We start from the raw sequence: 25,659 nt of genomic DNA, 5'->3' as shown, positions 1-25,659 counted from the left end.
TTTCGATCTCGCACCGCAGCGAGATTGTCGCGAACGACTGGCAGTCGCGCGAAAGGTTAACGCGACAAGGCTCTCTCTCCTCATGGTGAGGTATTGGGAGCGGCGCCCGCTCTCTCCCCTCGTCATTCCGGGGCGCGCGCCAGCGCGAACTATGGTGCGCAATTGCGCACCTGAGAATCCATTTTGCAGCCGTCTCTGCGGCCCGATGGATTCCGGCCTCGCCCTTCGGGCGCCCCGGAATGACGAGAAACTTTCAGGATGCGGGTGTTATGCGTAGCGCTATTCGGCCTTGATGTCGGCGGCCTTCACGATCGGCCACCATTTCTCGGTCTCGGCCTTCTGGAAGGTGGCGAGCGCTGCGGGCGTCTGCTGCTCCGATGGCGGAATTTCCTGCCCCAGTTCGGCAAAGCGCTGCTTGACCGCGGCGTCGGCAAGCACGGCGCTGACGGCCGCGTTGAGCTTGGCGACAATGTCCTTCGGCGTGTTCTTCGGTGCCCAGATGCCGTGCCAGTAGGAAATATAAAGGCCAGGCAAACCTGCTTCGTCGACGGTCGGCACATCGGGCGCAGATGCAAGCCTGGTCGGCGAGGTCACCGCGAACGCCTTGATCGTACCGTTCTTGACGTGCGGCAGCGAATTCGCCGCTTGGTCGAACATGATGTCGATCTGCCCGGCGACGAGATCGATCATGGCGGGCCCGGCGCCGCGATAGGGCACGAACTGGAAGTCCGTGCCGGTCTTGTCCTTGAAGAAGACGGCGGCGACATGGGCTCCTGTGCCCGCCCCTGAGGTCCCCGCTGTGGCCTTGCTGGGATTGGCCTTCAGCCAGGCGATCAGCTCCTTGAGATTGCCCGCTTCGAGCGACTTGCGGCCGACGATGAGCTGCGTGCCCATCGCGATCATGGCGACCGGCTCGAAATCACTTACGACGTCATAAGGCAGCTTGAGGACCGCGCCGTTCAGCACATGGGTGCCCCAATGGCCGATCGTGATCGTCGCTCCGTCCGGCGTTGCCCGTGCGACGCGGGCGCCGGCGATGCTGCCGGAGGCTCCGGCCACGTTCTCGACCACGACCGTGGTGCGCAGCTCGGCGGCGATGCGCTCGGACAGGATCCGCGCCAGCGTATCGGTCGGACCGCCCGCCGCGAACGGTACGATGAGGGTAATCGGACGCGAGGGAAACGCCTGCGCATGACCCGCCGTCGTCCACGCCGCAGATCCGGCCAACGCGCACACGACGATCACATGACCGCGCAAGACGGCCCACAGCCCTCGGATCATTCCACCCACCATTGTCGCCGCCCGCATATTGGCAGCGGGCTGGAGGCCGAGTGAACGCTGCCGGCTCGACTGTGGCAAGCCGGAAATTTCCGCTGGGCGACTATACGGCCGCCCGCCGCGGCGTCAGATTGGCCGAGCCGTCCGCTGGCGGCGCGATATGCATCAAGATGGTCTGGGTGGCGGATGCGACGCCGATGCCGTTCTGCTGGAAGCGCAGCTTCATGCGACGGTTGAATTCGCGCTGGACAGGCCAGCGCCCGGCCTCGGTGCAGCGGATCTGGCCGACGATCGACACCATCGCGCCGTCGACCTTGTCGATGCCCCACAGATCGAGGTCGCCCCGGATCAGCGCGCGAAATTCGGGTTCGCGGCGCATCTCGTCGACGATCTCCTTCAGGATCTGGCCCGCGCGATCGGTGTCTTCCTTGTAGGCGACGTTGACGCTGACCGAGGCGTTGCCGGCGCCGCGGCTGGCATTGGTGATGGTCGTGACCGCGCTGAACGGCACGATGTGCACGGCGCCGTCGCCGGCGCGCAGGCGGATGGTGCGGATCGAGACATTCTCGACCACGCCCGAGAGCCCCGAGACGCTAACATTGTCGCCGACCTGGACGGTGTTCTCCAGCAACAGGAACAGCCCGGTGATGAGGTCCTGCACCAGCTTCTGCGAGCCGAATCCGATGGCGATGCCGACAATACCGGCACCCGCGAGCAGCGGCGCGACGTTGACGCCGATCTCGCTCAGCGCGGTAAGGCCGACCACGGTGGCGATCAGGCACAGCAGCGCTGTACGCAGCATCGGCTGGAAGGTGCGCAAGCGCGCGGCACGGGCGTAGTGCCCGTCCCGGGACAGCGTATTGATCTGGCGGTCCAGCAGCGCGTTGCTGGCTTCCCAGATCGCCGCCGCGGCGAGGACGGCGACGCCGATCGTCACCACGGCCGAGATAAGCCGGCTGCCGATCTGGCCGCCATAGAACCAGACGATGGCGTCAACGCCCCAGACCTCGAGCACGGCCACGAGCCCGATGAACACGATCACGCCGGATACGATCTTGCGCAGCAGCGGCAGATAGCGGTTGGCGCGGATTTCGAGGCCCGGAAAGCGCTGGAGGATCTCCGGCTTGATGCGGAAGCCGCGGTCGATCAGGCTCAGCGTCAGCATGATGGCGACGCGCGTGATCGCTGCGACCAAAATGGTGCCGACGAAATATTGCAACAGCAGCGAATAGCCGTTGCGGATGTTGAGCGCCCACACCGCCCAGAGTGCAAGATCGAGCGCGATCGCAAGATAGTGCCAGCCGCCGGCGGCGCGGTTGCGCAGGCGCGCCGCGATTCCCGTCTGGTCGGCAGGAGCGCGAATGGCATCTGCGACCTGGCGGCGACACTGCAGGATGATGACGACGATGAAGAGATGCACGACCAGCATCACCATGCGGAGCAGCGCGGCGTAACCGGCTCGATGCAGGCCCAGCAGCAGCGCCACATTGGCGAAAGCGATGCCGGACACGCCGACACCGACGATGCGGCGCGCCCATATCTCGACATAGGCGGCGGTCTCCGCCCTGACAGGAAACAGGCCGAACGGCCCCGCCAGCGCACGGACCACGCAGATGAGCCCGCGCGAGAACGCATAGGCGTTCGCAACCGCGAGGATCACGAGGCGGACGGTGGTGGGCTCGCCGATCTCGGTGCCGAGCAGCGCGGTGGCCACGCCCATGAAAAGGAACACCGGAAGCAATTCGAGCACGAGGCGCCCCACCACGAAGGGCAGTCGCAACAGGACTTGCCAGATCCGCGCCAGGCTGTGGCGGCGCTTTTGCAATTCAGGTGCCGGCGTCACGTCGGCGACTGACGACGGCGGATCGGCAATGGGCAGCGCCTGCGCTGGCAGGCGCGCGGCATGCGGCACGCGTCCTTCCAGAAATGCGACCGGACGCCGGATCAGCCGGAACAGCACCCATTCGGCCGCGAGCGCGCAACCCAGCACCAGTGCGAGCTTCCAGGCGATCTCGATCAGGAGATTATAAGCCGCAGGATCGTTCGCGGTCCGCACGATCCAATAGTAGAACGCCGGGAAATGCGTGAGCGTCCGCGCCACGCTGGCGATCTGGCTCGATATCGCGCCGATCTCCTCCGACACGGTGAGCAGGAGCTGCGCACCGAGGCCGTCGGCAGCGAGCGGGATCGGCGACTTCTGCTCCGGCGCGGGCGCTTGCGGACCAGACGCATTGGCGATGGTGCGCAGCGTATCGATCATCTGCGCGCGTCTTTTGTCGTCCTGGAGCGTCTCCAGCGCGCGCTTGGCTTCCTCGGACGACAAGGCGGCAGCACTGTTCGCAGCCGGCGTCTCGGCGCGGGCGCCGGAGACAGATGAGATCGCGAGGAAGAGAGCGGCGACGAGCGCCGGGGCAAGCTTATGCGACACGAGGGATTCCCTGGGAGAATGAATGCGACGGCGACGTCGGGACCGTCACCGCCGAAGCACATGCATCATGCCGGATCGACGCTATTCGCCCCGGCGCTGTGTCGGAAGTTGGCCAGTGAGGCGACATTCTCTTGGCATTTGCCACGGTGCAGAAGCAGGAACCGCGGCTCAAGCGCGACGTGCAGCCACTGGAATGCGCACGCGCAAAACCTCGCCCATCATTCCGCAGGGCTTTCGCACATGAAGAAACATATGGCTGGAAGCTCGACCGCAGCCATCCTTCGAGACGCCCGCCTGCGGCGGGCCCTCAGGATGAGGGATGAGTATGCGGCAACATTTCAACGGAGATGGATGCAGCTGAGCCTCATCCTGAGGAGCCGCGGAACGCGGCGTCTCGAAGGACGAGGCGCTCGCTCAGTCGCCGCTGAGACGTCATACGCGACAGTCCTCCGTCATTCCGGGAGGCGGCCCGGAATGACGGCGATGAGGAGGAGAGAAGCAGGATGTCAAAGCCGCCCGTCGCCGCCGGCCTCATCGCGGCCGTCCGACACGTTCGGTGAACGAAATACAGCGCCGGGAAGGTAGGGGCTCTGCCTTACTGATGCAGCCCGCTAAACCTTGACCCGGCGTGCCGTTCGCGGTTTCTGCCGCTATGCGATAGTCCGAACGAGCTCCATCGCACTTAACGCGGCTGGATCTGCGGAGGTGGAGTCATAGACCTCCCCTTGCTCATGAAGTGGACGTTGTGCGTCGCTTGTTAGCGACCATTGCGATGGTCCTCCCGTGACGCCAAACTGTCAAGCGGGGATCAACGGCCGCGGTATCACATTTGAGGTCGCCGCCAATGTAGAGCCCTTCTGCTCCTGACGGGAACGCGGCTACCGAGCGCTTCAGGGATGATGACATCATGCCCCTGTTTTGCCCGACAGGTCAAACGGTTCGGTGAATCCGTAGAAGCTGACGCGCGGTCCGCAAGTCATTGAGTTCGCTATGTCCGGCTACTGTGCATGGGGTTGTTTTCGCGCTTTTTGTTTTTGTGCTCGCTTCTTGCCCGCCTTCTCCTCCTTCTCCAGCGCTTTGCGCACCGCGTCGAACTCCCGCACCGAGGCCTTGTCGGCGCGCGGGAAACGCAAGTCGAGCTTTTCGAGAGCCGCATTGATCACCGAGCCGATCACGACGCGCGCGAACCATTTGTGGTCGGCGGGCACGACATACCACGGCGCATGGGACGTAGAGGTATGCCGGACGATGTCCTGGTAGACCGCCTGGTAGCGCGGCCACAGCGCGCGCTCCTTGATATCGTCCATCGAGAACTTCCACTGCTTGGACGGGTCCTCCAGCCGATCGAGGAAGCGCTTGCGCTGCTCGTCCCTGGAGACGTTGAGGAAGAATTTCAGCACCACGGTGCCGTTGCGGCAGAGGTAGCGCTCGAAGGCCGAGATGTCCTCGAACCGCTCCTTCCAGATGTTCTTCGTCACGACCTTGGACGGAAGTTTCTCCTTGGCAAGGATCTCCGGGTGCACGCGCGTCACCAGGCATTCCTCGTAGTGGGAGCGGTTGAAGATGCCGATATGGCCGCGCTCGGGCAGCGCGATCACGTGGCGCCAGAGGAAATCGTGGTCGAGCTCCTTGCTGCTCGGCGCCTTGAAGGCATGGACCTCGCAGCCCTGCGGATTGATGCCTTCGAAGATCGCCTTGATCGCAGAATCCTTGCCGCCGGCGTCCATCGCCTGGAACACGATCAGCACCGACCAGCGGTCCTGGGCGTAGAGCTTCTCCTGAAACTGGATCAGCCGCTTCTTGTTGGCCTCGAGGATCGCTTGCGCCTTCTCCTTGTCGAGATCGCCCTTCTCGTCGGTCGTGTGGTCCTTGAGGTGAAACTTGCCGGAGCCATCGTAGCGGAACGGCGTGATGTAGCAGTCAAGTTCCTGGGCCAGCGATTTGGACGGCTTCTTGCTCATGAGCGCGGGACACCTTGCGTTGCGGCTTCAATCGGTCGAGCACGCTACCAAGGATGCCCTTGGGAAGGAATATGATGAAAAGCACGAGCAGCACGCCGTAGACGAGATTGTCCCAGCCGACCGCCTTGGTGCCGAAGCCGATGCGAAGGGTTTCCGCCAGCATGATGGTGATCACGGCACCGAAGGTCGGGCCGAGCGAGACGAACAGGCCGCCGACGATGGCCGCGAACACCATCTGAAGCGACACCGCAATGCCGCTGACCGTGTCCGGCGTGATGAACATCTGGTACTGGCAGTAGATCGCGCCCGCGAGCGCCGTCATCACCGCACTGAGCAGCGTGATCTTCAGCTTCTCCGCGGTGACGTCGACGCCGGCGGCGGCCGCGGCATCCTCATCCTCCGAGATCGCCTCCAGCGCATAGCGTGCCATGCTGCGGTCGACCCAATGCCAGACCACGATACCGAACAGCCAGACCCCAAGCGCGATCAGGTACCAGGTCGTCTTGTCGTCGAATTGCAGCGCCAGCAGCTTGTTGCCCGCGGTCCGGTTCGGCGTATAGCCCAGCGAGCCGCCGGTGTAGTCGCGCGTCGCCGTGATGACCTGCAGCACGATGCCTGACAGCGCCAGCGTCACCAGCACGAAATAGTGGCCGGTGATGCGGAAACGGAAGCAGGGATAGCCCACGATCAGCGCCAGCGCGCCGGCCGCGACCATGCTGACGGGAATGCCGATCCAGGGCGACCAGCCCAGATGATTCCACAGCAGCGCGGTGACATAGGCGCCGATCCCCATGAAGCCGCCATGGCCCAGCGAGACGAGGCCAAACCGCCCCATCATCGACCAGGAGGTGTAGGCGAACGACCAGATCAGGATCAGCACCAGGATGTGCAGATGATAGGGATCACGATAGACGAAAGGCAGCGCGACGAGCGCCGCCAATCCTATCCCCCAGGCTGCAAGCCGCCCCTGCCCGATCATCGGCGCCTCGCGAGCAGGCCCGCAGGCCGGATGAACATCATGACGATAAAGAAGGCGAAGGCGAGCACATAGCCCCATTCGAGATCGGAGAACAGGCCGCCGAGCGAGATGATCTCGGCGAAGACGAAGGCGGCGATAAAGCCGCCGATGAAATTTCCGAGCCCCCCGAGCACGCAGATCAGGAAGGTGATGGGCCCGAAGGAGAGGCCGACAAAGGGATGCACGTCATATTGCAGCACCAGGAGGCAGGCCGCGAGCCCGGCCAGCGCGCCGCCGATTGCGGAGGTAATGAGATAGATCCGCCTGGTGTCGACGCCCATCAGCGCCATGATCTGCCGGTCCTGTGAGATCGCCCGGATCGCGGTGCCGGTGAAGGTCCGCGTCATGAACAGATAGACCACGACCATGCCGACCAGCGCGGCCAGAAATGACAGCAGCCGCGCGTAGCTGAAATGCATCTCGCCGAAGGCGAGCACCGGCAGGCGGATGCCGAGATTGCGGAAGTCGATGCCGAAGGCGACGGTGGCAAAGCTCTGCAGCACGAACAGAACCCCGCCGGTCGCGAGCAGCTGGTTGATGGGCGGCGCGGCCAAAAGCGGCGCGATCACGAGGTAATGCAGCGCCGCGCCGAGCATTGCGACCAGCACAGTGGTGAGCGGCGCCGCAACGAAGTAGCTAACTCCGTAATACTGCACCATGAAATACATGGCGTACATGCCGATCATCACGAGCTCGGCATAGCAGATCCAGGTCACGTCGATGACGCCGAAGATCAGGTTGAGCCCGAGCGCGAGCAGCGCCAGCACGCCGCCGAGCAGGATGCCGTTGATCACGGCCTCCAGCAGGTAGACGTCGAATATGTCCAAAAATGCTTGCATGCTTGCAGGAACCTCACACCCCGAGATAAGCTTCCTTGACCGTGTCGCTCGCCAGCATCTCGGCCGAGGTGCCTGAGGACCTGATCGTGCCCGCCTCGATCAGATAGGCGCGATCGACAACTTTCAGCACCTGCTGCACGTTCTGCTCGACGATCAGCACGGTCAGCCCGCTGGCGCGGATCCGTTTCACCAGCTCGAACACCTGCTGCACTACGACCGGCGCCAGCCCCGCCGACGGTTCGTCGAGCAGCAGCAGTTTTGGATTGGACATCAGCGCGCGGCCGATCGCGCACATCTGCTGCTCGCCGCCGGACATGGTGCCGGCCATCTGATGGCGCCGTTCCTTCAGGCGCGGAAACAGGTCGAACACAACCTCGACCCGCTCTGCATAGTGACCGCGCGCCTCCTTCATGAAGGCGCCCATCTTGAGATTGTCGTCGACCGAGAGCTGCGGAAACAGCCGCCGGTTTTCCGGCACGTGCGCAATGCCGAGGCTGACGATCTTGTGCGGCGGCGTTGCCACGACGTCCCCACCCTCCATCCGGATCGAGCCGCGCGAGGGCCGGATCAGGCCGGAGATGACGCGCATCAAGGTGGTCTTGCCGGCGCCATTGGGGCCGATGACGCCGACGGCCTCGCCCGCCTTCACGTCGAGATTGACGTCGAACAGTGCCTGGAACGTGCCATAGCCGGCATTGACGCCGCGAAGCTCCAGCATCACTGCACTCCCGCGCGGCGGCGCGCTGCGGCGGCCGCGGCCTGCGTGGTCTCGGCATCGGTGCCGAGATAGACTTCGATCACGCGCGGATCGCCCGCGACCGCACTTGGCAAGCCTTCCGAGATCTTCTCGCCGTGATCGAGCACCATGACGCGATCGACGACGCGCATCAGGACGCCCATGATGTGCTCGACCCAGATGATGGTGATGCCAAGCTCGTCGCGGATGTTGCGCAGCATGTCGGCCGCCTGCCCCATCTCGGCCTCGTCAAGACCGCCGAGGCTCTCATCGGCGAGCAGCAGTTTTGGCGAAGTGGCGAGCGCCTTGGCCAGTTCAAGCTTCTTCAGACCGGCGGCGCCGAGGCCATCGACGCTGGCATGGCGATCGGTCGGCAGGCCTACCATCGCCAGCGATCGCTCGGCGGCCTCTTCCGCTCTGGCACGGCTGTGACGGCCCTGGCCGTAAAAGCCGGCGAGCGCGACGTTCTCGAAGATGGTCAGACGGCGGAATGGTCGCGGAATCTGGAAGGTGCGGCCGATGCCGCTGTTGATGATCCGGTGCGGCGGAAGGCCTGCGATCTCGGAGCCGCCGAACAGGATCGAGCCCGATGTCGGCGCCAGCGTGCCGGAAAGCATGTTGAAGATCGTGCTCTTGCCCGAACCGTTGGGGCCGATCAGGCCGAGAATCTCGCCCTGATCGACTTTGAACGACACGTTGTTGACGGCGATGAAGCCGCCGAACCGCTTCACCAGCCCGCTGACTTCCAGCACCAAAGCCCTCCGCTGCTACTGGTTGCTGTAGGTGGTGCCTTTCGGCAGCGGCAGCACGGCATCGCGCTGCGCCTGGCTCTTCGGCCACACCACATGAGACTTGTCCTCGAGATACTGGATCACGACCGGGAACGAGCGCTCGTTCTGGCCCGCCATCGGCGTGCCCTCGCCGTAGAACTTCACGCCGAAGCCGAGCATGGTGCCGCCCTCGGGGATGTCGGTGTCGAGCGCGGCCTTGCGCAGCGCATCCGGATCCACCCCGCCATATTTCTTGATCGCGCGCGGCAGTACGTCGCTCATGAACACGTAAGTGTTGGACGCACCGATGCCGACATGCGCCGAGCGAATGGCGACGCCGGGCCGGATCTTGTCGAATTCCTCGCCGACCATTTTGATCACGGGCGGGAGCTTGGCATCCATGGTCTTCTGGTTGGCGAGCCAGATCGAGATCGGGTCGGTGTTGAAGATATAGGTGGCGTCGGCCCCCATACCTTCCTTCAGCTTCTCATAGACGCCATAGCCCGCGCCGTGTCCCATCAGCGCGCCGAACTTCAGCCCTTGCTCGCGGGCCTGGCGCAGCAACAGCGTAATGTCAGGGTTGTAGCCGGTGTGGAAAATGACGTCGGGCTTTGCGCGCTTGAGCTTGGTCACCAGCGCCGACAGATCGGGCGCGGTGGCCGAATAGCCCTCCTTCATCACGACGTTGAAGCCAGCCTTCTTCGCACCAGCCTCGTTGCCCCTGGACACGTCGACTCCATAGGCGCCGTCTTCGTGAATGATAGCGACGCGCAGATCCTTCGGCTCCTTGTCGAACTTCGCCTTGGCGTTCTGCGCGATGAAATCCATCGTCATCATGCCGAACTGGTCGCCGCTCGCCTGCGGGCGGAACACGTATTTGTAGCCCTTCTCGTTGAAGACGGCAGACGAGATGCAGGTCGTCATCCACATGAACTTCTTGAGCTGCTCGACGCGGGCAGCCACCGGCACGCATTGCGCCGAGGAGAAGAAGCCGAGCACCATGTCGACCTTCTCCTGCTCGAGCAGGCGGACGGATTCGTTGATGGCGATGTCGGGCTTGCTCTGCGCGTCCGCATAGACCGCCTCGATCTTGTAACCCTCGACGCCGGTCTTGGCGAAATGGTCGAGGACGATTTTTGCGCCGATATAGCCGAGCTCAGAGCCGCCGCCGGCCAGAGGCCCGGTCAAATCAAAGACGACGCCGATCTTGATCTTCTTCTCCTGGGCCTGGGCGGACATCGCCAAGCCCGTCGCTGATATCGCGACCAACAGCCCACGCACCAAACCGGCAGCCATGCGCACGCGCATCAAAACCTCCCTGGACGATTGTGCATTGCATTCGTCTTGCTTTTGCTTGCCCCCATCACATGGGCAGAGCGCAGCGATGTCAAGCCTTGCGCATTAGCGCGAGGCGAACTGCTGCTCGACGAAGGCCGTGACAAATCGCGGCATGGACGGCGTGAGATCACTCGTCCCCCGCACGAGGTGAATGGCCGACAATTCAGGCTCGTCCTGGCGGGCGAGATTGGCTTCGATCAAGGCGCGAGCCTCCACGCCAGTCATTTCCAGGTTGAGCACCTGAATCATCGCAATCGTGGGGCCGCTGACGATGCAGTGCCAATCCGGCTCGGCCCGATAGTCCGCCGCGGTCAGGCCGGTCTCCTCCTCGATCTCGCGGACGACGCTGCCGGGAATGTCCAGCCCGCCATCCCTGATATCGTCGAGGTCGGGCGTGCCCGAGGGGAAATAGATGCGGCCCGCATTGGCCGTGTGCTGCGCCATTTCGCCCATGATGAAGGCACCGTCGGAGCTGCGCAGCGCGCCCATGCCAAACCCGTTGAACACCGCCTTGTCGGGAAAGCCCCAGTCACGCCAGGCGAGGAAGCTGGCAAAATCGGTCTCGAAATAGGTCGCGGAGAGATGGCCATCCGCAAACACCGCGTCCCGCCCGAGCAGGACGCGGCCGTTCCAGATCTTCGGCCGCTCGCGCTGCTTTTCGGCGAAATGTGCCGCGATCTCGGCGCGCCGTTGCTCCGCGAAGGGCCAGACGATCGGCCGCACGGCAAGATCGAGCGTCGTGACGCGATGAATGACTGGCGACGTCATGAGGGGACGGCTACCGCATCTTCGCGTCAGCTATTTGGCATTCCCCGTGGTCTTCCTGGCCTGCTCGACGAACTTGTTGGTAAAGGTCTTGCTGACGTCGATCTTGGCATTGGCCACTTCCGGCGAACTGACGCTGAACACCGCAAGCACGGCGTCCGCGCCCTTTGGATCCATCTTGCCGGTCTCCGAATACATCGGGATCGTGTTCTTCAGCGCGGCGAGATAGAGGTCCTTGTTCTTGCCGACCGTCTCTTCCGGCATCTTCGCCATGATCTCCTCAGGGCTGTGCGAATGGATCCAGGCGAGCGTGGCGAGGATTGCGTTGGTGAGCCCCTGCGTCTCCTTCTCGTGACCGCTCACCCAGGCCGCCGTCGAATACAGGGCCCCGCCGGGATATTCGCCGCCGAAGGTCTCGAGCGTGTCCTTTTGCGTGCGGGTGTCGGAGAGGATGCGCAGATCCTTGTGGTTGCCTTGGAGCACGGTGACGGAGGGATCGAGCATCACGGCCGCATCGATCTGGCCCTGCTCCATTGCGGCGACGGCAGTGGCACCGAGGCCGACACCGATCACGGCGGCACTGGTGGGATCGATGCCGTTCTTCTTGAGCATATACTTCAGAAAGAAGTCGGTGGATGAGCCGGGCGCGCTGACGCCGACCTTCTTGCCGGCGAGGTCCTTGACCGACTTGATGTCGTTGGTTCGCGAGGGCGCGACCACGAGCACGAGGCCGGGATAGCGGTCATAGACCACGAAAGCCTGCAGCTCCTGCTTCTTGGCGGCCAGATTGACGCAATGGTCGAAATAGCCGGACACCACGTCGGCGCTGCCGCCGAGCACGGCCTTGAGCGCGTCCGAACCGCCCTTGAGGTCGACCAGCTCGACATTGAGGCCGGCCTTCTCGTATTCGCCGAGCTGCTTTGCCAGCACTGTTGGCAGATAGCACAGGCAGGAGCCGCCGCCGATCGCGATAGTGACCTTGCTTTGCGCCGCGGCAAAACCGGTGGTGAGCGTCAGCGCGAGCAGCGCGCCGGCGAGCCTGGCAATCGTGTTCTTCATTGGTTTCCTCCGTTCGGCCGGCGGCACCATAAAGCAGCAGGGCTAGCTTGAGAAGCGTTGCCGCAGGCACTGGTCATCGGCCATTCGGCGCAATAGCATGCCCAGACAACAGTAATTGTCGATGGGGAGGAACATCCATGAATCGCTTTACAGCCGGAGTGTCGATTGCCGCCGCCTTTGCCGCCGGATGCGGCGCAACCCATTTGCTCCGGCCGGCACTCGCCGCCGAAAACATCACTGCGCAGATCATCCATACCGGCGAGATGGAAGGCGATGCGCTCGGGTCTGCCAATGCCGTGGGGTACCGCTCCAAGATGTTCGCCAGCGCGGACGGCGCCACCATCTCCATCCAGGTCGGCAATGTGCCCAAGCACATGCATCCCAACACCAACGAGATCCAGTACATCCTGGATGGCACCGGCACGATCTGGCTCGGCGACAAGGAGGTGACGGTGAAGCCCGGCGACCTCGTTATCATTCCGAAGGGCACGCCGCATGGCGGCACCAAGCCGATCAGCGGACAGGTCAAGGCGATCGCGATCAAGACCCCGCCGCAGGCGCCCGACGACACCAAGCTGCTGGATTGAGCGGTCACGGGGCTCGCGACGATACGCGGGCCCCGCCTTCCATCTTCCATCTAGCCGCGCCCGTCGGAGGCCGTGGGCCGCCACACCAGAAGGCGGCGCTCGACCAGCGTCACCCCATAGTCGATCAGGATCACGAAGGCCGATAGCACGAACATGCCGGCGAACACGCCGGCGACGTCGAACACGCCCTCGGCCTGCTGGATCAGATAGCCGAGCCCCGCCGCCGATCCCAGATATTCACCGACGACCGCACCCACCACGGCGAAGCCGACCGAGGTGTGCAGCGAGGAGAACATCCAGGACAGCGCCGAAGGCCAATAGACGTGCTGCATCAACTGCCGCTCGCTCATGCCCAGCATGCGGCCATTGTCGAGCACGGTACGGCTGACCTCCTTCACGCCCTGATAGACGTTGAAGAACACGATGAAGAACACCAGGGTCACACCAAGCGCGACCTTGGACCAGATGCCAAGCCCGAGCCACAGCGCGAAGATCGGCGCCAGCACCACACGTGGCAGCGCGTTGACCATCTTGACGTAGGGGTCGAACACGGCGGCCACCAGCGGCTGGCGCGCGAACCAGAAGCCGACCAGCACGCCGCCGGTCGATCCGATCACAAAGGCCAGGATCGATTCCGTCAGCGTGATGCCGAGATGTTTCCATATCACGCCGGACGAGAACCATTTCACGATCTGACTGAACACGTCGAGCGGGTTGGAAAAGAAAAATGGCGGCAGCAGGATCTTGCCGAACACGGGGACGGTTGACAGCACCTGCCACAGCACAATGCAGACCACCGCGACCAGGATTTGCAGTGCAAGCAGCGTCGGGCGCGACATCAGACCGCCTCCGCCGCTTGCGTGGACTGCGCGTAGCCCTTCATCACCTCGTCCTTGAGCACGCTCCAGATCTCGCGATGGAGCGCATGGAACTCCTTGTCGAGCCGCACCTCGAAGATGTCGCGCGGGCGCGGCAGGCTCACCCGCCAGTCGCCGATGATGCGCGAGGACGGCCCGGCCGACATGATCACGACGCGGTCGGCGAGCGCGATCGCCTCTTCGAGATCATGAGTGACGAACAGCACGGCCTTGCGGTCGGCATTCCAGAGATCGAGCAGCAGATTGCCCATCACCTGGCGCGTCTGCGCATCGAGCGGCCCGAACGGCTCGTCCATCAACAGGATCTTTGGGTCGCGGATCAGCACCTGCGCCAGTGCGACGCGCTTGCGCTGGCCGCCGGAGAGCATGTGCGGATAGCGACCCCCGAACGCGCCGAGGCCAACGGAGGTCAGCCATTTCTGCGCCCGCGGCAGCGCCTCCGCACGGGACGTTCCTTGGATCTCGAGCCCGATCGCGACGTTGTCGAGCGCGGTCTTCCACGGAAACAACGCGTCGGCCTGGAACAGGTAGCCGGCATCCCGGTTCAGCCCTGCCAGCGGCCGGTCGAAGATTTTCACGCTGCCGGCGGCGGGCTTCAGTAGCCCGGCCGCAACGTTGAGCAGCGTGGATTTCCCGCAGCCGGTGGGGCCGACAATGGCCACGAACTCCCCCTGCGCCACTGCGAGATGGGCTTTCTCCACCGCCGTATAAACCCGCCCGTCCCCGAGCCGGAACGCGACCTTGGCATCTTCCAGCGCCACTGCCGTAGGCGTCGACATATGCTTCCTCCGAATTTCGCTTGAAGCCTTAGCCGCTCGCGCCGCCAAGTTCAATCAAGGCGCCAAGCGTGCTACGCATGGGTTCACTTCCCTCATCCTCCCCTCCCCCGGAGGGTAAGAGCGAGCCCCGGCGATGCCTTCCAAGCTGGCGATCAGCTATCACCACGTCACCAAGAGCTTCGGCCGGCTCAAGGCCGTCGACGATGTGTCGCTCGGCATCGCCGCGGGCGAATTTGTGTCCATCGTCGGCGGCTCGGGCTCGGGCAAGACCACGCTGCTGCGGCTCGCCAACCGGCTGATCGAGGCGGATAGCGGCACCATCACGGTCGAGGGCGAGAACGTGCGAGACGTTGATCCGGTCGCGCTGCGGCGGCGGATCGGCTACGTGTTTCAGGCCGGCGGGCTGTTTCCCCATTTGAGCGTTGCCGACAACATCGGGATCACGCCGAGGCTGCTGGGCGCGCCGGCATCGGATATCGCGAGACGCGTCGACGAGCTGCTGGAGCTCGTACAGCTTGACCGTGATGCGCATCGCAACCGGCTGCCGGAGGCGCTCTCCGGTGGCCAACGCCAGCGCGTCGGCGTGGCGCGGGCACTCGCGGCAAAACCCCGCATCGTACTGATGGACGAGCCCTTCGGCGCACTCGATCCCCTCACCCGCGACGCGCTCGGCGACGACTATCGTTCGCTGCACCGCAAGCTCGGCCTGACCACCGTGATGATCACGCACGACATCACGGAGGCGATCCTGCTCGCAGACCGCATCGCCGTGATGCGTGGCGGCAAGCTGCTGGCGCAGGGTACGCCAGCGGAACTATCGAACAGCGAGGACGCCTATGTGCTGGAGCTGCTGCGTACGCCGCGGCGCCAGGTCGAGCGGTTGAACGCGCTGCTGCCGACGAGCGGTGCGGCATGAGCTTCCTCCCCGATCCACGCTGGGGCGAGGCGCTGGCGCATCTGCCCGACTATCTCGGCAACCATGTGCGGGTGAGCCTCGCCGCGCTCGCGCTCGGTCTCGCCGTCAGCCTGCCGCTGGCGATCCTGACGCGCAACCGCCCGGCGCCGCGCGCCATCCTGCTCGCAATCGCCAGCATCGTGCAGACCGTGCCGGGACTTGCGCTGCTGGCGCTGTTCTATCCGCTGCTGCTGCTGGCCGCGTCCGTCACGCTGGCCTGGTTCGGCGTTTCCTTCTCGGCGTTCGGCTTCCTGCCGGCCATGCTGGCGCTGGCGCTCTATTCGATGCTGCCGGTACTGCGCAACGGTATCACCGGGCTCAATGGCATCGATCCCGCGCTGATTGAGGCAGCCAAGGGCGTCGGCATGACCGCGCGGCAGTCGCTGCTGATGGTCGAGCTGCCGCTGGCGCTGCCGGTGATGATGGCGGGCATCCGCACCGCTGCGGTGTGGGTGATCGGGACCGCGACGCTGTCGACACCGATCGGGCAGACCAGCCTCGGCAATTACATCTTTGCCGGGCTTCAGACCCAGAACTGGGTGTTCGTGCTGTTCGGCTGCTTTGCCTCGGCCCTGCTGGCGCTCGCCGTCGATCAGCTGCTCGGCCTGATCGAGGCCGGCCTGCGTCACCGCAGCCACGTCCGCTCCGCGCTCGGCGCGGCAGGCATCGCAGCGCTGGTCGCCGCAACGCTGATCCCGTCGATGGGACGCTCATCGCAGGGCTATGTCGTCGGTGCGAAGACATTCGCGGAGCAATATGTGCTCTCGGCCCTGCTCAGGGACCGCCTTCAGACGGCAGGCCTTTCCGCCACCGCACGTTCCGGCCTCGGCTCCAGCGTGATCTTTGGGGCGTTGAAGGCCGGCGACATCGATCTCTATATCGATTATTCCGGCACGCTTTGGGCCAACCAGCTGCATCGCTCCGATATCAAGCCACGCGCCGAGCTGGTCGCCGAGCTAAAGGCGGCGCTCGCCAAGGACAACATCACTTTGCTCGGCGAGCTCGGCTTCGAGAATGCCTATGCGCTGGTGATGCCGAAAAAACGCGCCGATGCGCTTGGCGTCCGCACCATCGCCGACCTGGCCGCGCGTGCGTCGAGCCTGTCGATCGCGGGCGACTATGAATTCTTCTCACGGCCGGAATGGGCTGCGCTGCAAAAGGCCTATGGCCTCTCCTTCCGCGCCCAGCGCCAGATGCAGCCCGATTTCATGTATGCGGCGGTCGCCAGCGGCGAGGTCGACGTGATCGCCGGTTACACCAGCGACGGCCTGATCGCGAAATACGATCTCGTCGCGCTCGAGGATCCCAGGCACGCGATCCCGCCCTATGATGCCATCTTGCTGCTCGCGCCGAAACGCGCCGGGGACGAGCGGCTGCAAGCCGCGCTCGAGCCACTGCTCGGCAAGATCGACATCGCCACCATGCGCGAAGCGAACCTGCGCGCCAGCGGCAACGACGCGAACTCGTCGCCGGATGCGGTGGCGAAGTGGCTGCGGCAAAAGGTGGGCCGGCGGTAGGGTGAGATTTCGTCGGGTGGGCAAAGGCGCGTGAGCGCCGTCCCCACCGTCTCAGGCTAGGCGTGAGAAGTGGTGGGCACGCTTCCGCCTTCGCTCTTTGAGCTACGGCGGACAAGTCGCTTTGCACGCCATATTGGGATGACCTTCATAGAAACTACAGCCCCCTGATCATCCCTGCGTCGATCAGCAGGCGGTTCAGCCTCCGTGCTTCAGCGCCGTCCTTGCAGCCGTAGAACGTACCCTTGCAGCGGAGCATGATCTCTTTCTGCTCGGCAAAGGACGGATCGAGCGGGATGCCGGCGGCCTCCTGGATGACCAGCGGCAGATAGGGCCCGTCGATCGTGTCCATCACGGCATCGCTCTTCACCGGCTCGAAATTGACGGCGTCGATCGCATAGTAGGTCGCATAGAGGCGCGGGTCGTAGGCGTCGAGCTTCTTGCCGATCGCGCCCTCGTCGAGCCCGGGCTCGAGGATACCAGGCGCGAACTCCGGCTGATGATCGCCGTAGCGCACGATCAGGAAGGGCTCGCCAGGAAACGTCTTCTTCAGCCCCGCGACGAACGCCTTGTACTGCTCGGCGCTCATCGCCTGCCGGCGCAGATATTCGTCGATGGACGGCACATTGCCCGGCGCGCGCCAGTTCGGCACCAGGTCGGGGCGGAAGCGCGTCTCCCAGGGGAAATGATTGGCGCCGAGATAGATGAAGGTGAACAGCGGCTTGTTCGGCGGCTGCTGGCCCATCAGCTGGAGCGCCTTGTCGTAGAAGAAGCTGTCGGGCTCGACGTCCTTGGCGCCGAGATCTTTCGAATCGAGGAAGCGTTCGATGCCGGTCGTCATCTGGAAGCTGCGGGCAGCCATGAAGCCGCCATAGGCGGGATAGAGCGACATGGTATCGTAGCCGCAACGGCGCAGCGCCAGCGGCAGGCCGCGTTCGACCCGGTTCGTGGCGATGCGCGTCACGAAATAGGCGAAGCGGCCGAACGATCGCGAGGAAAGCCCCGCGAGCACGTTGTATTCGGTGAGCCAGCTCGGCCCGCCGTTGCTCTCGGCCAGGAACGTGCGCTGCTTGCCGTCCCAGGACTTGAAGTGATCGCCATAGCGCGGCGGCACCTTGATCTCCTGTGCGGCGCGGATGTCGAAGCTGGATTCATCATGGATCATGATGATGTGCGGCCGGCGGCCCGCGGGATGGCAGGAATCGAGCAGCGGCACGTTGAGCCGCTCATTGGTCGAGGCGGCCGATTCCATGAAGCCGTATTGCACGAAATCGGAGACCGAGCTGACGCCGGAGCGGAAGAATTTCGAGAGATAGCCGTCGTCGTAATATCCGCGCCAGGCCTCGTCCGGATGATAGAGCGAATAGCCCACCAGCGCGGCAAGGCAGGCGAGCTTGCAGGCGAGCGCCGGCAGACGGCGGATGCGGAACGGATCGAGCCACCACAGCGCATACATCAGTGGCAACGTGACGAGGCCGGCCAGGATCACCGACCAGCGCAGGTTCGGGAAGATCGTGAACAGGAACGCGACGGTGTCGCGGTCGATCATCATCAGGTCGATGAAGTTGACCGTCATCTGCACGACGTCGTGCTTGAGCCGCGACAGCAGCACCAGCACGACGACCATGGTCAGCGACAGCGCGCCGGATAGCGCCGGCCGGCGCAGCAGCGTGATCCAGAAGAAGTTGAGGATGCCCCAGGCGAGCGCAAAGGAGAGGCGCGAGCCGAAATCAGTCTCGGTCTGGTACATCAGCGCGAGCGCGGCCAGATGCGGGGCGGCAACAGCGAGCAGCCGCCAGATGCCGAGCGCGGCGACGCTGGCGAGGGCGGCGGTGGCGGCAGAAGGTCCTGGATTGGGCGCGGACGCCATCGACGACACGCAACTCTGGTCCGGCGCAATGATCGCAGCCGTCTGGCCGGCCCAAGGGCTGAATAAGGGCGGCTAAGGGCTTCCGGCGCAGCCGGATGCCTGCACCATGTCATAAAACTGTAACGGAACGGTCAAGGACAGGCAACGCGCGTCGTGATCCGACCTGCGCATTATGTTGGTGAGCGCGAACGGCGCCCGGCGGGCGGGCAAAGCTGCTTGGCGCTAGGGCTTTGCGATCCCGGCGATGAACAGGTCGAGCGCCCCTTCCGCCATCCGCTCGATCTCACCTGCCTCGACGCCCCAACGCGGAAAGTGGCCGTCGAGATTCATCCGGGCAAAACCGTAAACCAGGGCCCGGCCGGCGATCTGAATGCGCTTGAGGTCCACCGAGCGCAGCAGGCCCTGCTCCGCCGCCTGCGCCAGTATTCCTTCGGTCAGCGCGATCAACTCGGCATTGTCGCGCGTCAGTTCAGCGGAGCTGCCATGGACGAAGTAACGCCCGGTGGAGATGATCTCGAAATGGGCGGGATTGCGCAGCGCCCAGCGCAGGTAAGCGAGGCCGAAGGCACGGAAACGGGCGAGCGGGCCGGAGGCCGGAGCCTTGCTCAGCGCCGCCTCGATCTCGGCACGAAAACGCCGCTGCGCCTCCTCGGCCGCCGCCGCCATCAGGGCATCGCGGTTCGGAAAGTGCCGGAACGGCGCGCCCGGCGACACCGCAGCCCGGCGCGCGGCCTCACGGACAGACACATCCGCTCCCTCCGCCGCCAATTGCAAGGCAGCCTCGATCAGCACGCGGCGAAGATCGCCGTGGTGATACGGCCGGGCTTGAGCTCTGGGGCGGCTGGCACGCGGCTTGGACGGCTGACGGATGGGCATGGCAGCTTCCTAGCATCACCCGAACGTGAATGTAAGCAGCGATTACACCATTGACCAATACGCTCATCGAAATGTAATCAATGATTACATAAGGGGAGGGAAGCACCATGCCGCAGCGTCAAAACTGGTTCGAAGGCTGGCGGCTGCTTGCCGCGCTCGCGGCGAGCCTGGTCGTCCTCAGCCTGTGGATCGCCTCGATGCGGCAGTTCGAGGTCGAGGGCGTGCGGATGGTGATCCGTTTCACGGCACGAAGCTCGCTGCTGCTGTTCTGCCTCGCCTTCAGCGCCGCGGCACTGGCGCGGCTGTGGCCCAACGCCTGGACGCGCTGGCAGCGCCGCAACCGACGTTATCTCGGCCTGAGTTTTGCTGCTTCCCACGCCATCCACGCGGTCGCGATCGTCACGTTCGCCAGGATGGATCCGGCCGGCTTTGCCGAGGCCACCTCGGCCGTTTCCTACATCTTCGGCGGCATCGGCTATGCCTGCATCATTGCCATGAGCGCGACCTCGTTCGACCGCGCCGCCGTGCTGATCGGGCCACGCACCTGGCGTACGCTGCACCTCGCGGGCGGATATTATCTCTGGTTCCAGTTCATGGTCTCGTTCGGCAAGCGCGTGCCGACGATGCCGCTCTATGCCGCGTTCCTCATCCCGCTCCTGATCGTGATGACGCTGCGCACGATCGCGATGGCCCGCCACCCGCGCGGACAGACCGTTGCGGCGGGCTGAGGCGCGCCTGCCTTATTGCGGCAGGAGCCCGAGCCGCTTGGCATAGATGCGGTCGACGGCCCGCTTGGGCAGCATCGCCTGCATCATGTGCCTGGTCGGGTCTGGCGTGACCTGATAGCGCACCCGCGGCTTCGCCGTCGTGAGTGCCTCGACCACGACTTCGCCAATCCGCTCTGCCGGCAGACCTGCTTCGCCGAGCTTCCTCATGAAAGCCAAGACCTTGTTGAGTGCCGGGAAATAGGGCGAGTTCTTGTAGACGGAGAGATCGATCTGCTCGGCCTTGTCCCAGATCGGGGTCTTCACGGCGCCGGGGGCGACAATGATCACGTCGATGCCGTACAGGATCAATTCACGGCGCAGGCTTTCGGATAGTCCCTCGACCGCGTGCTTTGAGGCGCAATAGGGCGCGGAAAAGGGATTGCCGTTCTTGCCGGCGACCGAGCTGATCATCACGATCCGGCCCTTCGGTCCCTTGAGCGACGGATCAGAACCGAGCAGCGGACCAAAAGCCTGCGTCGCGATCACAGGACCGATGACGTTGATGTCCATCTGGCGGCGGAATTCATCCGCTGACAGCTCCAGCAGCGGCCCGGCCACGGCAATCCCGGCATTGTTGACGAGGCCGGCAAGCGTCTCGCCACCCAGCGCCTCAAGCACCTGGCGACCGGCGGCAAGCACCGCGGGTTCATCGGTGACGTCGAACATCAGGGGGACGAAATTGGCACCGAACTCGGCCTTGAGCCGATCCGCATCCGTCTGCTTGCGGACGCTGCCGAAGACGCGGAAGCCGCGCCCGAGTAAAACTTTTGCAGTGGCCCAGCCGATGCCGGTGGACACGCCTGTGACGACGACTGATCGCATGGTCCCCTCCCCTCAAGCTACCGCGATCATGAAGGAGAAAGGCACCAGCACGCAATGGCGCTCGCTCTCGACGAGGTCGATCGCGGGATGAGACCTAGTGCGGCGGCCCTTGGCTCGCGCGCTCGCGGAGCCGATATAACTGGAGCGCTGACTTCGCGGTGCTTGGCTTCAATCGCAGGAAGCATGCCAAGCATTGCTCCAGCCGCCCCCTCGCCTCAGGACCCGAACCAGGCCTGAACATCAAGACCGCCTTCGTCGTATCCCAGGATAGCCCGATCGCCTTGGCGACGATGAGAATCTGCTCGGGCTCGGAGCGCACCAGCGCACGCTCGATCGTTCCGATCGGCAGATCGCTCATGAGCGACAGCGCGACGACCGCGGCAGCAACGATGCCCAGATACTTGAATGGTCGGAGACGAATCCGGAGGCGCGACGTCGTCACGCCCCCGGGGCCACCTAGCGTCAGTTCTTGCTCTTGTCGACCAGCGCGCCCTTCTTGATCCAGGGCATCATGTCGCGCAGCTTCGCGCCGACTTCCTCGATCGGGTGCTGGGCGAGCTTGGCGCGGGTCGCCTTGAACGAGGTCTGGTTGACCTTGTTCTCGAGCATCCAGTCGCGGGCGAACTTGCCGCCCTGGATGTCGGCGAGAACACGCTTCATCTCGGCTTTGGTCTCGGCGGTGACGATGCGCGGGCCCGTGACGTACTCGCCGTACTCGGCGGTGTTGGAGATCGAGTAGTTCATGTTGGCGATGCCGCCTTCATAGATCAGGTCGACGATCAGCTTCACTTCGTGCAGGCACTCGAAATACGCCATCTCCGGGGCGTAGCCGGCTTCGACCAGGGTCTCGTAGCCGCCCTTGATCAGCTCGACCAGGCCGCCGCAGAGCACGACCTGCTCGCCGAACAGGTCGGTCTCGCACTCTTCCTTGAAGGTGGTCTCGATGATGCCGGCGCGGCCGCCGCCGACAGCCGAGGCGTAGGACAGGCCGAGATCATGGGCGTTGCCCGAAACGTCCTTGGCAATCGCGATCAGGCAGGGTACGCCGCCGCCGCGCTGATATTCGGAGCGCACGGTGTGGCCGGGGCCCTTCGGCGCGATCATCAGCACGTCGAGGTCGGCGCGTGGGTCGAGCAGGTTGAAGTGGACGTTGAGCCCGTGCGCGAACACGAGGGCGGCGCCCTTCTTCATGTTGTCGTGCAGGTGCTCACGATAGATGTCGCCCTGGAGCTCGTCCGGGGTCAGCATCATGACGAGGTCGGCCCATTTGGCGGCTTCGGCGACTTCCATCACCTTGAAGCCGGCGGCTTCCGCCTTCTTGACCGAGCCCGAGTCCTTGCGGAGCGCAATGGCGACTTCCTTGACGCCGGAATCCTTCAGGTTGAGCGCATGGGCGTGGCCCTGGCTGCCATAGCCGACGATGGCGACCTTCTTGCCCTTGATCAGGTTCAGGTCGGCGTCGCGATCGTAATAAACACGCATGGTCGTTTCCTCGTTCAGGGCCGAAAATCGGCCATTGGTCAGTGTCCGAAGGGTGAAATTTGCGGATTTCGGGGGCTGTCTAGAGCATTTTCAGCGCTTAGGGAAACCCGTTTCTGCATGGAAATCCGCGACATCATGCATCCATGAAAACGGGGTAGAGGGAGGCCAGCAGCAGGATCGCCATCAGGATGTTGAAGGAGCGCACCAGCCGCGCCGACGTCAGGACCGGCCGCAATGCGGAGCCGAACAGGGCCCAGACCACGGTCGAGACCGTGCCGACGAGCAGGCTGATCAAGGTCTGGATCGCGATGTTGAGCGGGAATTGGGCGATCGCCGCGTAGGCGGTGATGGTGCCGATCACGATCACCCAGCCCTTCGCGTTGATCCATTGGAACATCGCCGCGCCCCAGAAGGTCATCGGACCGCGGCCATCCCCCTCCCCCGGCTTGGTCGGGCCGGACATGGCAATCGCGGCGGCAAGATAGATCAGATAGGCGGCACCGGCATATTTCAGGATGGTCTGGAGGATCGGATAGGCCAGGAACACGGAGCCGAGCCCAAGGCCGACAGCGGCGACCATGAAAGCGAAGCCGAGGACGATGCCGACGATGTGAGGGACGGTGCGCCGGAAGCCGTAGGTCAGGCCCGAGGACAGCAGCATGATGTTGTTCGGCCCGGGCGTGAAGTACATCACGATCATGAAGATGAGGAAGGCATAGAACAGCGACTGGGACATGCTCACCTCACGTCGTCTTCGGCAGCGGTTTGGCTAAACGCCTTGGGCCGATTCGCCAGAACCATCACCGCGATACCAACGATCACGGTCAGCATGCCGGTGAGCCGCAACGGTCCGAACCGCTCGCCGAACACGATGCTCGAGGCGGCCGAGCCGACGAATGGCACCAGCAGCGCGAACGGCACCACCTGCGCGGCGGGATAGTCGCGCAGCAGCCGGCCCCACAGCCAATAAGCAATGCTGGTGGAGATAGCGCCGATCGCCAGCAGGCAGATGAGCCCGGTGAGCGACATGTGGATCAGCGATTGGAAAGTCGGCGCGGGCCCATCGACAATCAGCGCGAGCGCGAACAGCGGCACCGCGGCGGTGAGGCAGAGCCAGGCAAACAAGTCGAACATCGGCGCACCGCGAGCGCCGCGCAGCAGGAGATTGCCGACCGCAAAGCAGATCGGAGCGATCATCAGCACCGCGAACGCACCGACGCTGAAATCATAACCGACGGTGCCGCAGATCATGAGAAGTCCGGCCGCCGCGATGACGATGCTGAGCGTCTGCACCGGGGTCGGTCGCTCGCCGAATGCGATCGCGGCAAAGCCTATCGTGAACAGCGCCTGGCTCTGCACTACAACGCTGGTCAACCCCACCGGCACGCCTTGGGCGATGCCGTAAGCCTGCGACAGGAATTGGCCGAGGAACAGCGTGAAGCTGATCGCAACCAGAAGCGACCAGGCGACCTTCGGCTTGGGAATGAACAGGCACGGCAGCGCGGCGATGGCAAAGCGCATCGCAGTCATCAGCTCCGGCGAAAACTCGTCGAGCGCGATCCGGCTCGCCACGAAGGCAAGCCCCCAGATGATCGCCACCAGGATGGCGATGAGGATATCGGCCGGCTTCATTGTCGTTCTCGGTTCTGCCCTGTCGTGCAGCCCTGTTGTTATTCGTCTAGCCTTGCTCGCCGGCTTTCGGTTTGCGCAGCAGATAAGTGCCGTGCATCGGTGCATGGTAATCGGCCGAGACGAGCGTGAAGCCGATGTCGGTCAGCATCCGCTCCATCACCCAGCCGAATGTCGAATATTCGTCGCGCATGTGCGCCACCACGCTGTCGCGCGAAAAATCGTGGTTCTTGATCTGGAAATCGGCCCATTGCTCGACGTCGCGCTCGATCGCATCGGGCATCGAGGCGTACACGATATCGCGGAGATAGAACGTCGCGCCGGGCTTGAGCGCGCGGTAGATCCGCGACATCGCCACCGCCTTCCAGAAATCCGGCAGGTGGTGCAGCGTGAACTCGCTGACAATCAGGTCATAGGATTCGGGCCGGTAGGCAAAGCTGAGCAGGCCAGCCGATTGCGTGCGCACCGCTGCCTTGCGGTCGCGGGCGTAGATCTCGGCGAGCGCTAGCATCGCCGGCGAGATGTCGATGGCGTCGACCTCTGCACCCATCAGGGCGGCTTCGGTGGCGAGCACGCCGTTGCCGCAACCGATATCGGCGATGCGCCAGCCGCGCTGCACCCCGAGCATTTTCAGCGCGGCACGCGCCCGCAGATCCGCATCGTCGTGCTTGTCGTAGATCGACGCAACTGCGGGACCGATCCCCATTCGGTTCCGCTCGTTATAGTACCAGTCCCGAGCCAGCATGGTTCACATCCCTTCAGGCCCGCGGCCGATCGCGGCAACGCCGGTGCGCGACACCTCGACAAGGCCGAGCGGGCGCATCAGGTCGATAAACTGGTTGATCTTGTCCGTATTGCCTGTGATCTCGAACACAAAGCTCTCGGTCGTTGCATCGATCACCCGGGCGCGGAACGCGTCCGCGAGCCTGAGCGCCTCGACCCGATGCTCGCCCTGCCCGCGGACTTTCACCATCGCCAGTTCTCGCTCAATCGAGCGCTTGGTCAGGGTCATGTCGACGACCCGGTAGACCGGAATCATCCGATCGAGCTGGTGCTTGATCTGCACGATCACCATCGGCGTACCCGTGGTGACGATGGTGATGCGCGACAGATGTTTCTGGCTCTCGGTCTCCGAGACGGTGAGGCTCTCGATGTTGTAGCCACGGCCCGAGAACAGGCCAATGACGCGCGCGAGCACGCCCGGCTCGTTCTGCACGAGCACCGAGAGCGTATGCGTCTCGTTTGGATCGTGGCGCTCCTCGATGAAATAGGCGGATGCGGGCTGGTTCATGATCGTCCCCTCTTGTC

Annotated in this window: 25 protein-coding genes; 4 read left to right on the top strand and 21 right to left on the bottom strand. The window is 64.2% G+C overall.

Annotation, left to right across the window (positions count from 1 at the left end):
* Positions 1-279 precede the first annotated feature (279 nt).
* The 10 genes from IVB28_RS06680 to IVB28_RS06635 form a co-directional block, all read right to left on the bottom strand.
* Positions 280-1,278: a tripartite tricarboxylate transporter substrate-binding protein gene (locus IVB28_RS06680; protein ID WP_247525357.1), complete on the bottom strand. Its 999-nt coding sequence runs from the start codon at positions 1,276-1,278 to the stop codon at positions 280-282.
* Between the two features lie 103 nt (positions 1,279-1,381).
* Positions 1,382-3,706 (bottom strand): mechanosensitive ion channel domain-containing protein, encoded by a 2,325-nt coding sequence (locus IVB28_RS06675; protein WP_247525236.1) that lies wholly within the window; start codon positions 3,704-3,706, stop codon positions 1,382-1,384.
* Between the two features lie 998 nt (positions 3,707-4,704).
* Positions 4,705-5,667 carry a polyphosphate kinase 2 family protein gene (locus tag IVB28_RS06670; RefSeq protein ID WP_247525235.1) on the bottom strand — a complete coding sequence of 321 codons (963 nt, stop codon included), beginning with the start codon at positions 5,665-5,667 and terminating at the stop codon, positions 4,705-4,707.
* Entirely contained in the window at positions 5,627-6,646 is a 1,020-nt protein-coding gene (locus IVB28_RS06665; RefSeq protein ID WP_247525234.1) for a branched-chain amino acid ABC transporter permease, read from the bottom strand. The genes IVB28_RS06670 and IVB28_RS06665 overlap by 41 nt, the downstream gene beginning before the upstream one ends.
* Positions 6,643-7,524 (bottom strand): branched-chain amino acid ABC transporter permease, encoded by an 882-nt coding sequence (locus tag IVB28_RS06660; RefSeq protein WP_247525233.1) that lies wholly within the window; start codon positions 7,522-7,524, stop codon positions 6,643-6,645. The genes IVB28_RS06665 and IVB28_RS06660 overlap by 4 nt, the downstream gene beginning before the upstream one ends.
* Before the next feature lie 13 nt (positions 7,525-7,537).
* A complete protein-coding gene (locus tag IVB28_RS06655) occupies positions 7,538-8,242 on the bottom strand; it encodes an ABC transporter ATP-binding protein (RefSeq protein WP_247525232.1) in 705 nt (234 codons plus the stop codon).
* Positions 8,242-9,012 carry an ABC transporter ATP-binding protein gene (locus IVB28_RS06650; RefSeq protein WP_247525231.1) on the bottom strand — a complete coding sequence of 257 codons (771 nt, stop codon included), beginning with the start codon at positions 9,010-9,012 and terminating at the stop codon, positions 8,242-8,244. The genes IVB28_RS06655 and IVB28_RS06650 overlap by 1 nt, the downstream gene beginning before the upstream one ends.
* A 15-nt stretch (positions 9,013-9,027) precedes the next feature.
* Positions 9,028-10,338 (bottom strand): ABC transporter substrate-binding protein, encoded by a 1,311-nt coding sequence (locus IVB28_RS06645; RefSeq protein WP_247525230.1) that lies wholly within the window; start codon positions 10,336-10,338, stop codon positions 9,028-9,030.
* Between the two features lie 93 nt (positions 10,339-10,431).
* Entirely contained in the window at positions 10,432-11,136 is a 705-nt protein-coding gene (locus IVB28_RS06640) for an NUDIX hydrolase (RefSeq protein WP_247525229.1), read from the bottom strand.
* A 30-nt stretch (positions 11,137-11,166) separates the two neighbouring features.
* Positions 11,167-12,192 (bottom strand): ABC transporter substrate-binding protein, encoded by a 1,026-nt coding sequence (locus IVB28_RS06635; RefSeq protein WP_247525228.1) that lies wholly within the window; start codon positions 12,190-12,192, stop codon positions 11,167-11,169.
* Between the two features lie 137 nt (positions 12,193-12,329).
* Here IVB28_RS06635 and IVB28_RS06630 point away from each other — a divergent pair, with 137 nt between their 5' ends.
* On the top strand, positions 12,330-12,779 hold the full coding sequence (locus IVB28_RS06630; protein ID WP_247525227.1) for a cupin domain-containing protein: 450 nt from the start codon (positions 12,330-12,332) through the stop codon (positions 12,777-12,779).
* 50 nt (positions 12,780-12,829) lie between these two features.
* Here IVB28_RS06630 and IVB28_RS06625 read toward each other — a convergent pair whose 3' ends face one another.
* Both IVB28_RS06625 and IVB28_RS06620 read right to left on the bottom strand, forming a co-directional pair.
* Entirely contained in the window at positions 12,830-13,618 is a 789-nt protein-coding gene (locus IVB28_RS06625) for an ABC transporter permease (RefSeq protein ID WP_247525226.1), read from the bottom strand.
* A complete protein-coding gene (locus tag IVB28_RS06620) occupies positions 13,618-14,436 on the bottom strand; it encodes an ABC transporter ATP-binding protein (RefSeq protein WP_247525225.1) in 819 nt (272 codons plus the stop codon). Before IVB28_RS06620 ends, IVB28_RS06625 begins: the two co-directional genes overlap by 1 nt.
* A gap of 133 nt (positions 14,437-14,569) precedes the next feature.
* On the opposite strand from IVB28_RS06620, the gene IVB28_RS06615 reads away from it, so the two are divergent.
* Positions 14,570-15,352 carry an ABC transporter ATP-binding protein gene (locus IVB28_RS06615; protein WP_247525224.1) on the top strand — a complete coding sequence of 261 codons (783 nt, stop codon included), beginning with the start codon at positions 14,570-14,572 and terminating at the stop codon, positions 15,350-15,352.
* Complete coding sequence (locus IVB28_RS06610; protein WP_247525223.1) at positions 15,349-16,908, top strand: glycine betaine ABC transporter substrate-binding protein; 1,560 nt, start codon at positions 15,349-15,351, stop codon at positions 16,906-16,908. The genes IVB28_RS06615 and IVB28_RS06610 overlap by 4 nt, the downstream gene beginning before the upstream one ends.
* Positions 16,909-17,062: 154 nt before the next feature.
* Here IVB28_RS06610 and IVB28_RS06605 read toward each other — a convergent pair whose 3' ends face one another.
* Both IVB28_RS06605 and IVB28_RS06600 read right to left on the bottom strand, forming a co-directional pair.
* On the bottom strand, positions 17,063-18,775 hold the full coding sequence (locus IVB28_RS06605; RefSeq protein WP_247525222.1) for a sulfatase-like hydrolase/transferase: 1,713 nt from the start codon (positions 18,773-18,775) through the stop codon (positions 17,063-17,065).
* A 222-nt stretch (positions 18,776-18,997) separates the two neighbouring features.
* A complete protein-coding gene (locus IVB28_RS06600; protein WP_247525221.1) occupies positions 18,998-19,567 on the bottom strand; it encodes a TetR/AcrR family transcriptional regulator in 570 nt (189 codons plus the stop codon).
* A 191-nt stretch (positions 19,568-19,758) separates the two neighbouring features.
* Here IVB28_RS06600 and IVB28_RS06595 point away from each other — a divergent pair, with 191 nt between their 5' ends.
* A complete protein-coding gene (locus IVB28_RS06595) occupies positions 19,759-20,379 on the top strand; it encodes a hypothetical protein (RefSeq protein ID WP_247525220.1) in 621 nt (206 codons plus the stop codon).
* A 12-nt stretch (positions 20,380-20,391) separates the two neighbouring features.
* Here IVB28_RS06595 and IVB28_RS06590 read toward each other — a convergent pair whose 3' ends face one another.
* The 7 genes from IVB28_RS06590 to ilvN form a co-directional block, all read right to left on the bottom strand.
* Positions 20,392-21,240, bottom strand: a complete 849-nt coding sequence (locus IVB28_RS06590) for an SDR family oxidoreductase (protein WP_247525219.1) — start codon at positions 21,238-21,240, stop codon at positions 20,392-20,394.
* 94 nt (positions 21,241-21,334) lie between these two features.
* Complete coding sequence (locus IVB28_RS06585) at positions 21,335-21,682, bottom strand: DUF2336 domain-containing protein (protein ID WP_346730712.1); 348 nt, start codon at positions 21,680-21,682, stop codon at positions 21,335-21,337.
* A 20-nt stretch (positions 21,683-21,702) separates the two neighbouring features.
* Positions 21,703-22,722, bottom strand: coding sequence for a ketol-acid reductoisomerase (ilvC, locus tag IVB28_RS06580; RefSeq protein WP_027529584.1), 1,020 nt, complete (start codon positions 22,720-22,722; stop codon positions 21,703-21,705).
* A 133-nt stretch (positions 22,723-22,855) separates the two neighbouring features.
* Entirely contained in the window at positions 22,856-23,458 is a 603-nt protein-coding gene (locus IVB28_RS06575; RefSeq protein WP_247525218.1) for a LysE family translocator, read from the bottom strand.
* Positions 23,459-23,460: 2 nt separating this feature from the next.
* The gene (locus IVB28_RS06570) at positions 23,461-24,354 is read right to left on the bottom strand and encodes an EamA family transporter (RefSeq protein ID WP_247525217.1); all 894 of its coding nucleotides are present in this window, start codon (positions 24,352-24,354) and stop codon (positions 23,461-23,463) included.
* A gap of 46 nt (positions 24,355-24,400) precedes the next feature.
* Entirely contained in the window at positions 24,401-25,096 is a 696-nt protein-coding gene (locus IVB28_RS06565; protein WP_247525216.1) for a class I SAM-dependent methyltransferase, read from the bottom strand.
* A gap of 3 nt (positions 25,097-25,099) precedes the next feature.
* On the bottom strand, positions 25,100-25,642 hold the full coding sequence (gene ilvN / locus IVB28_RS06560; RefSeq protein ID WP_247525215.1) for an acetolactate synthase small subunit: 543 nt from the start codon (positions 25,640-25,642) through the stop codon (positions 25,100-25,102).
* Positions 25,643-25,659: the final 17 nt, after the last annotated feature.

Source organism: Bradyrhizobium sp. 199, from assembly GCF_023073355.1.
GTDB lineage: Bacteria > Pseudomonadota > Alphaproteobacteria > Rhizobiales > Xanthobacteraceae > Bradyrhizobium.
This window is presented reverse-complemented; position numbering and strand designations above follow the sequence as displayed.

Bases quoted from the DNA above. Each gene is read 5' to 3' on its own strand.
- IVB28_RS06670 (WP_247525235.1), bottom strand. From the start codon at position 5,667: ATGAGCAAGAAGCCGTCCAAATCGCTGGCCCAGGAACTTGACTGCTAC.
- IVB28_RS06665 (WP_247525234.1), bottom strand. From the start codon at position 6,646: ATGATCGGGCAGGGGCGGCTTGCAGCCTGGGGGATAGGATTGGCGGCG.
- IVB28_RS06660 (WP_247525233.1), bottom strand. From the start codon at position 7,524: ATGCAAGCATTTTTGGACATATTCGACGTCTACCTGCTGGAGGCCGTG.
- IVB28_RS06655 (WP_247525232.1), bottom strand. From the start codon at position 8,242: ATGCTGGAGCTTCGCGGCGTCAATGCCGGCTATGGCACGTTCCAGGCA.
- IVB28_RS06645 (WP_247525230.1), bottom strand. From the start codon at position 10,338: ATGCGCGTGCGCATGGCTGCCGGTTTGGTGCGTGGGCTGTTGGTCGCG.
- IVB28_RS06640 (WP_247525229.1), bottom strand. From the start codon at position 11,136: ATGACGTCGCCAGTCATTCATCGCGTCACGACGCTCGATCTTGCCGTG.
- IVB28_RS06635 (WP_247525228.1), bottom strand. From the start codon at position 12,192: ATGAAGAACACGATTGCCAGGCTCGCCGGCGCGCTGCTCGCGCTGACG.
- IVB28_RS06630 (WP_247525227.1), top strand. From the start codon at position 12,330: ATGAATCGCTTTACAGCCGGAGTGTCGATTGCCGCCGCCTTTGCCGCC.
- IVB28_RS06625 (WP_247525226.1), bottom strand. From the start codon at position 13,618: ATGTCGCGCCCGACGCTGCTTGCACTGCAAATCCTGGTCGCGGTGGTC.
- IVB28_RS06620 (WP_247525225.1), bottom strand. From the start codon at position 14,436: ATGTCGACGCCTACGGCAGTGGCGCTGGAAGATGCCAAGGTCGCGTTC.
- IVB28_RS06615 (WP_247525224.1), top strand. From the start codon at position 14,570: ATGCCTTCCAAGCTGGCGATCAGCTATCACCACGTCACCAAGAGCTTC.
- IVB28_RS06610 (WP_247525223.1), top strand. From the start codon at position 15,349: ATGAGCTTCCTCCCCGATCCACGCTGGGGCGAGGCGCTGGCGCATCTG.
- IVB28_RS06605 (WP_247525222.1), bottom strand. From the start codon at position 18,775: ATGGCGTCCGCGCCCAATCCAGGACCTTCTGCCGCCACCGCCGCCCTC.
- IVB28_RS06595 (WP_247525220.1), top strand. From the start codon at position 19,759: ATGCCGCAGCGTCAAAACTGGTTCGAAGGCTGGCGGCTGCTTGCCGCG.
- IVB28_RS06590 (WP_247525219.1), bottom strand. From the start codon at position 21,240: ATGCGATCAGTCGTCGTCACAGGCGTGTCCACCGGCATCGGCTGGGCC.
- ilvC (WP_027529584.1), bottom strand. From the start codon at position 22,722: ATGCGTGTTTATTACGATCGCGACGCCGACCTGAACCTGATCAAGGGC.
- IVB28_RS06575 (WP_247525218.1), bottom strand. From the start codon at position 23,458: ATGTCCCAGTCGCTGTTCTATGCCTTCCTCATCTTCATGATCGTGATG.
- IVB28_RS06570 (WP_247525217.1), bottom strand. From the start codon at position 24,354: ATGAAGCCGGCCGATATCCTCATCGCCATCCTGGTGGCGATCATCTGG.
- IVB28_RS06565 (WP_247525216.1), bottom strand. From the start codon at position 25,096: ATGCTGGCTCGGGACTGGTACTATAACGAGCGGAACCGAATGGGGATC.
- ilvN (WP_247525215.1), bottom strand. From the start codon at position 25,642: ATGAACCAGCCCGCATCCGCCTATTTCATCGAGGAGCGCCACGATCCA.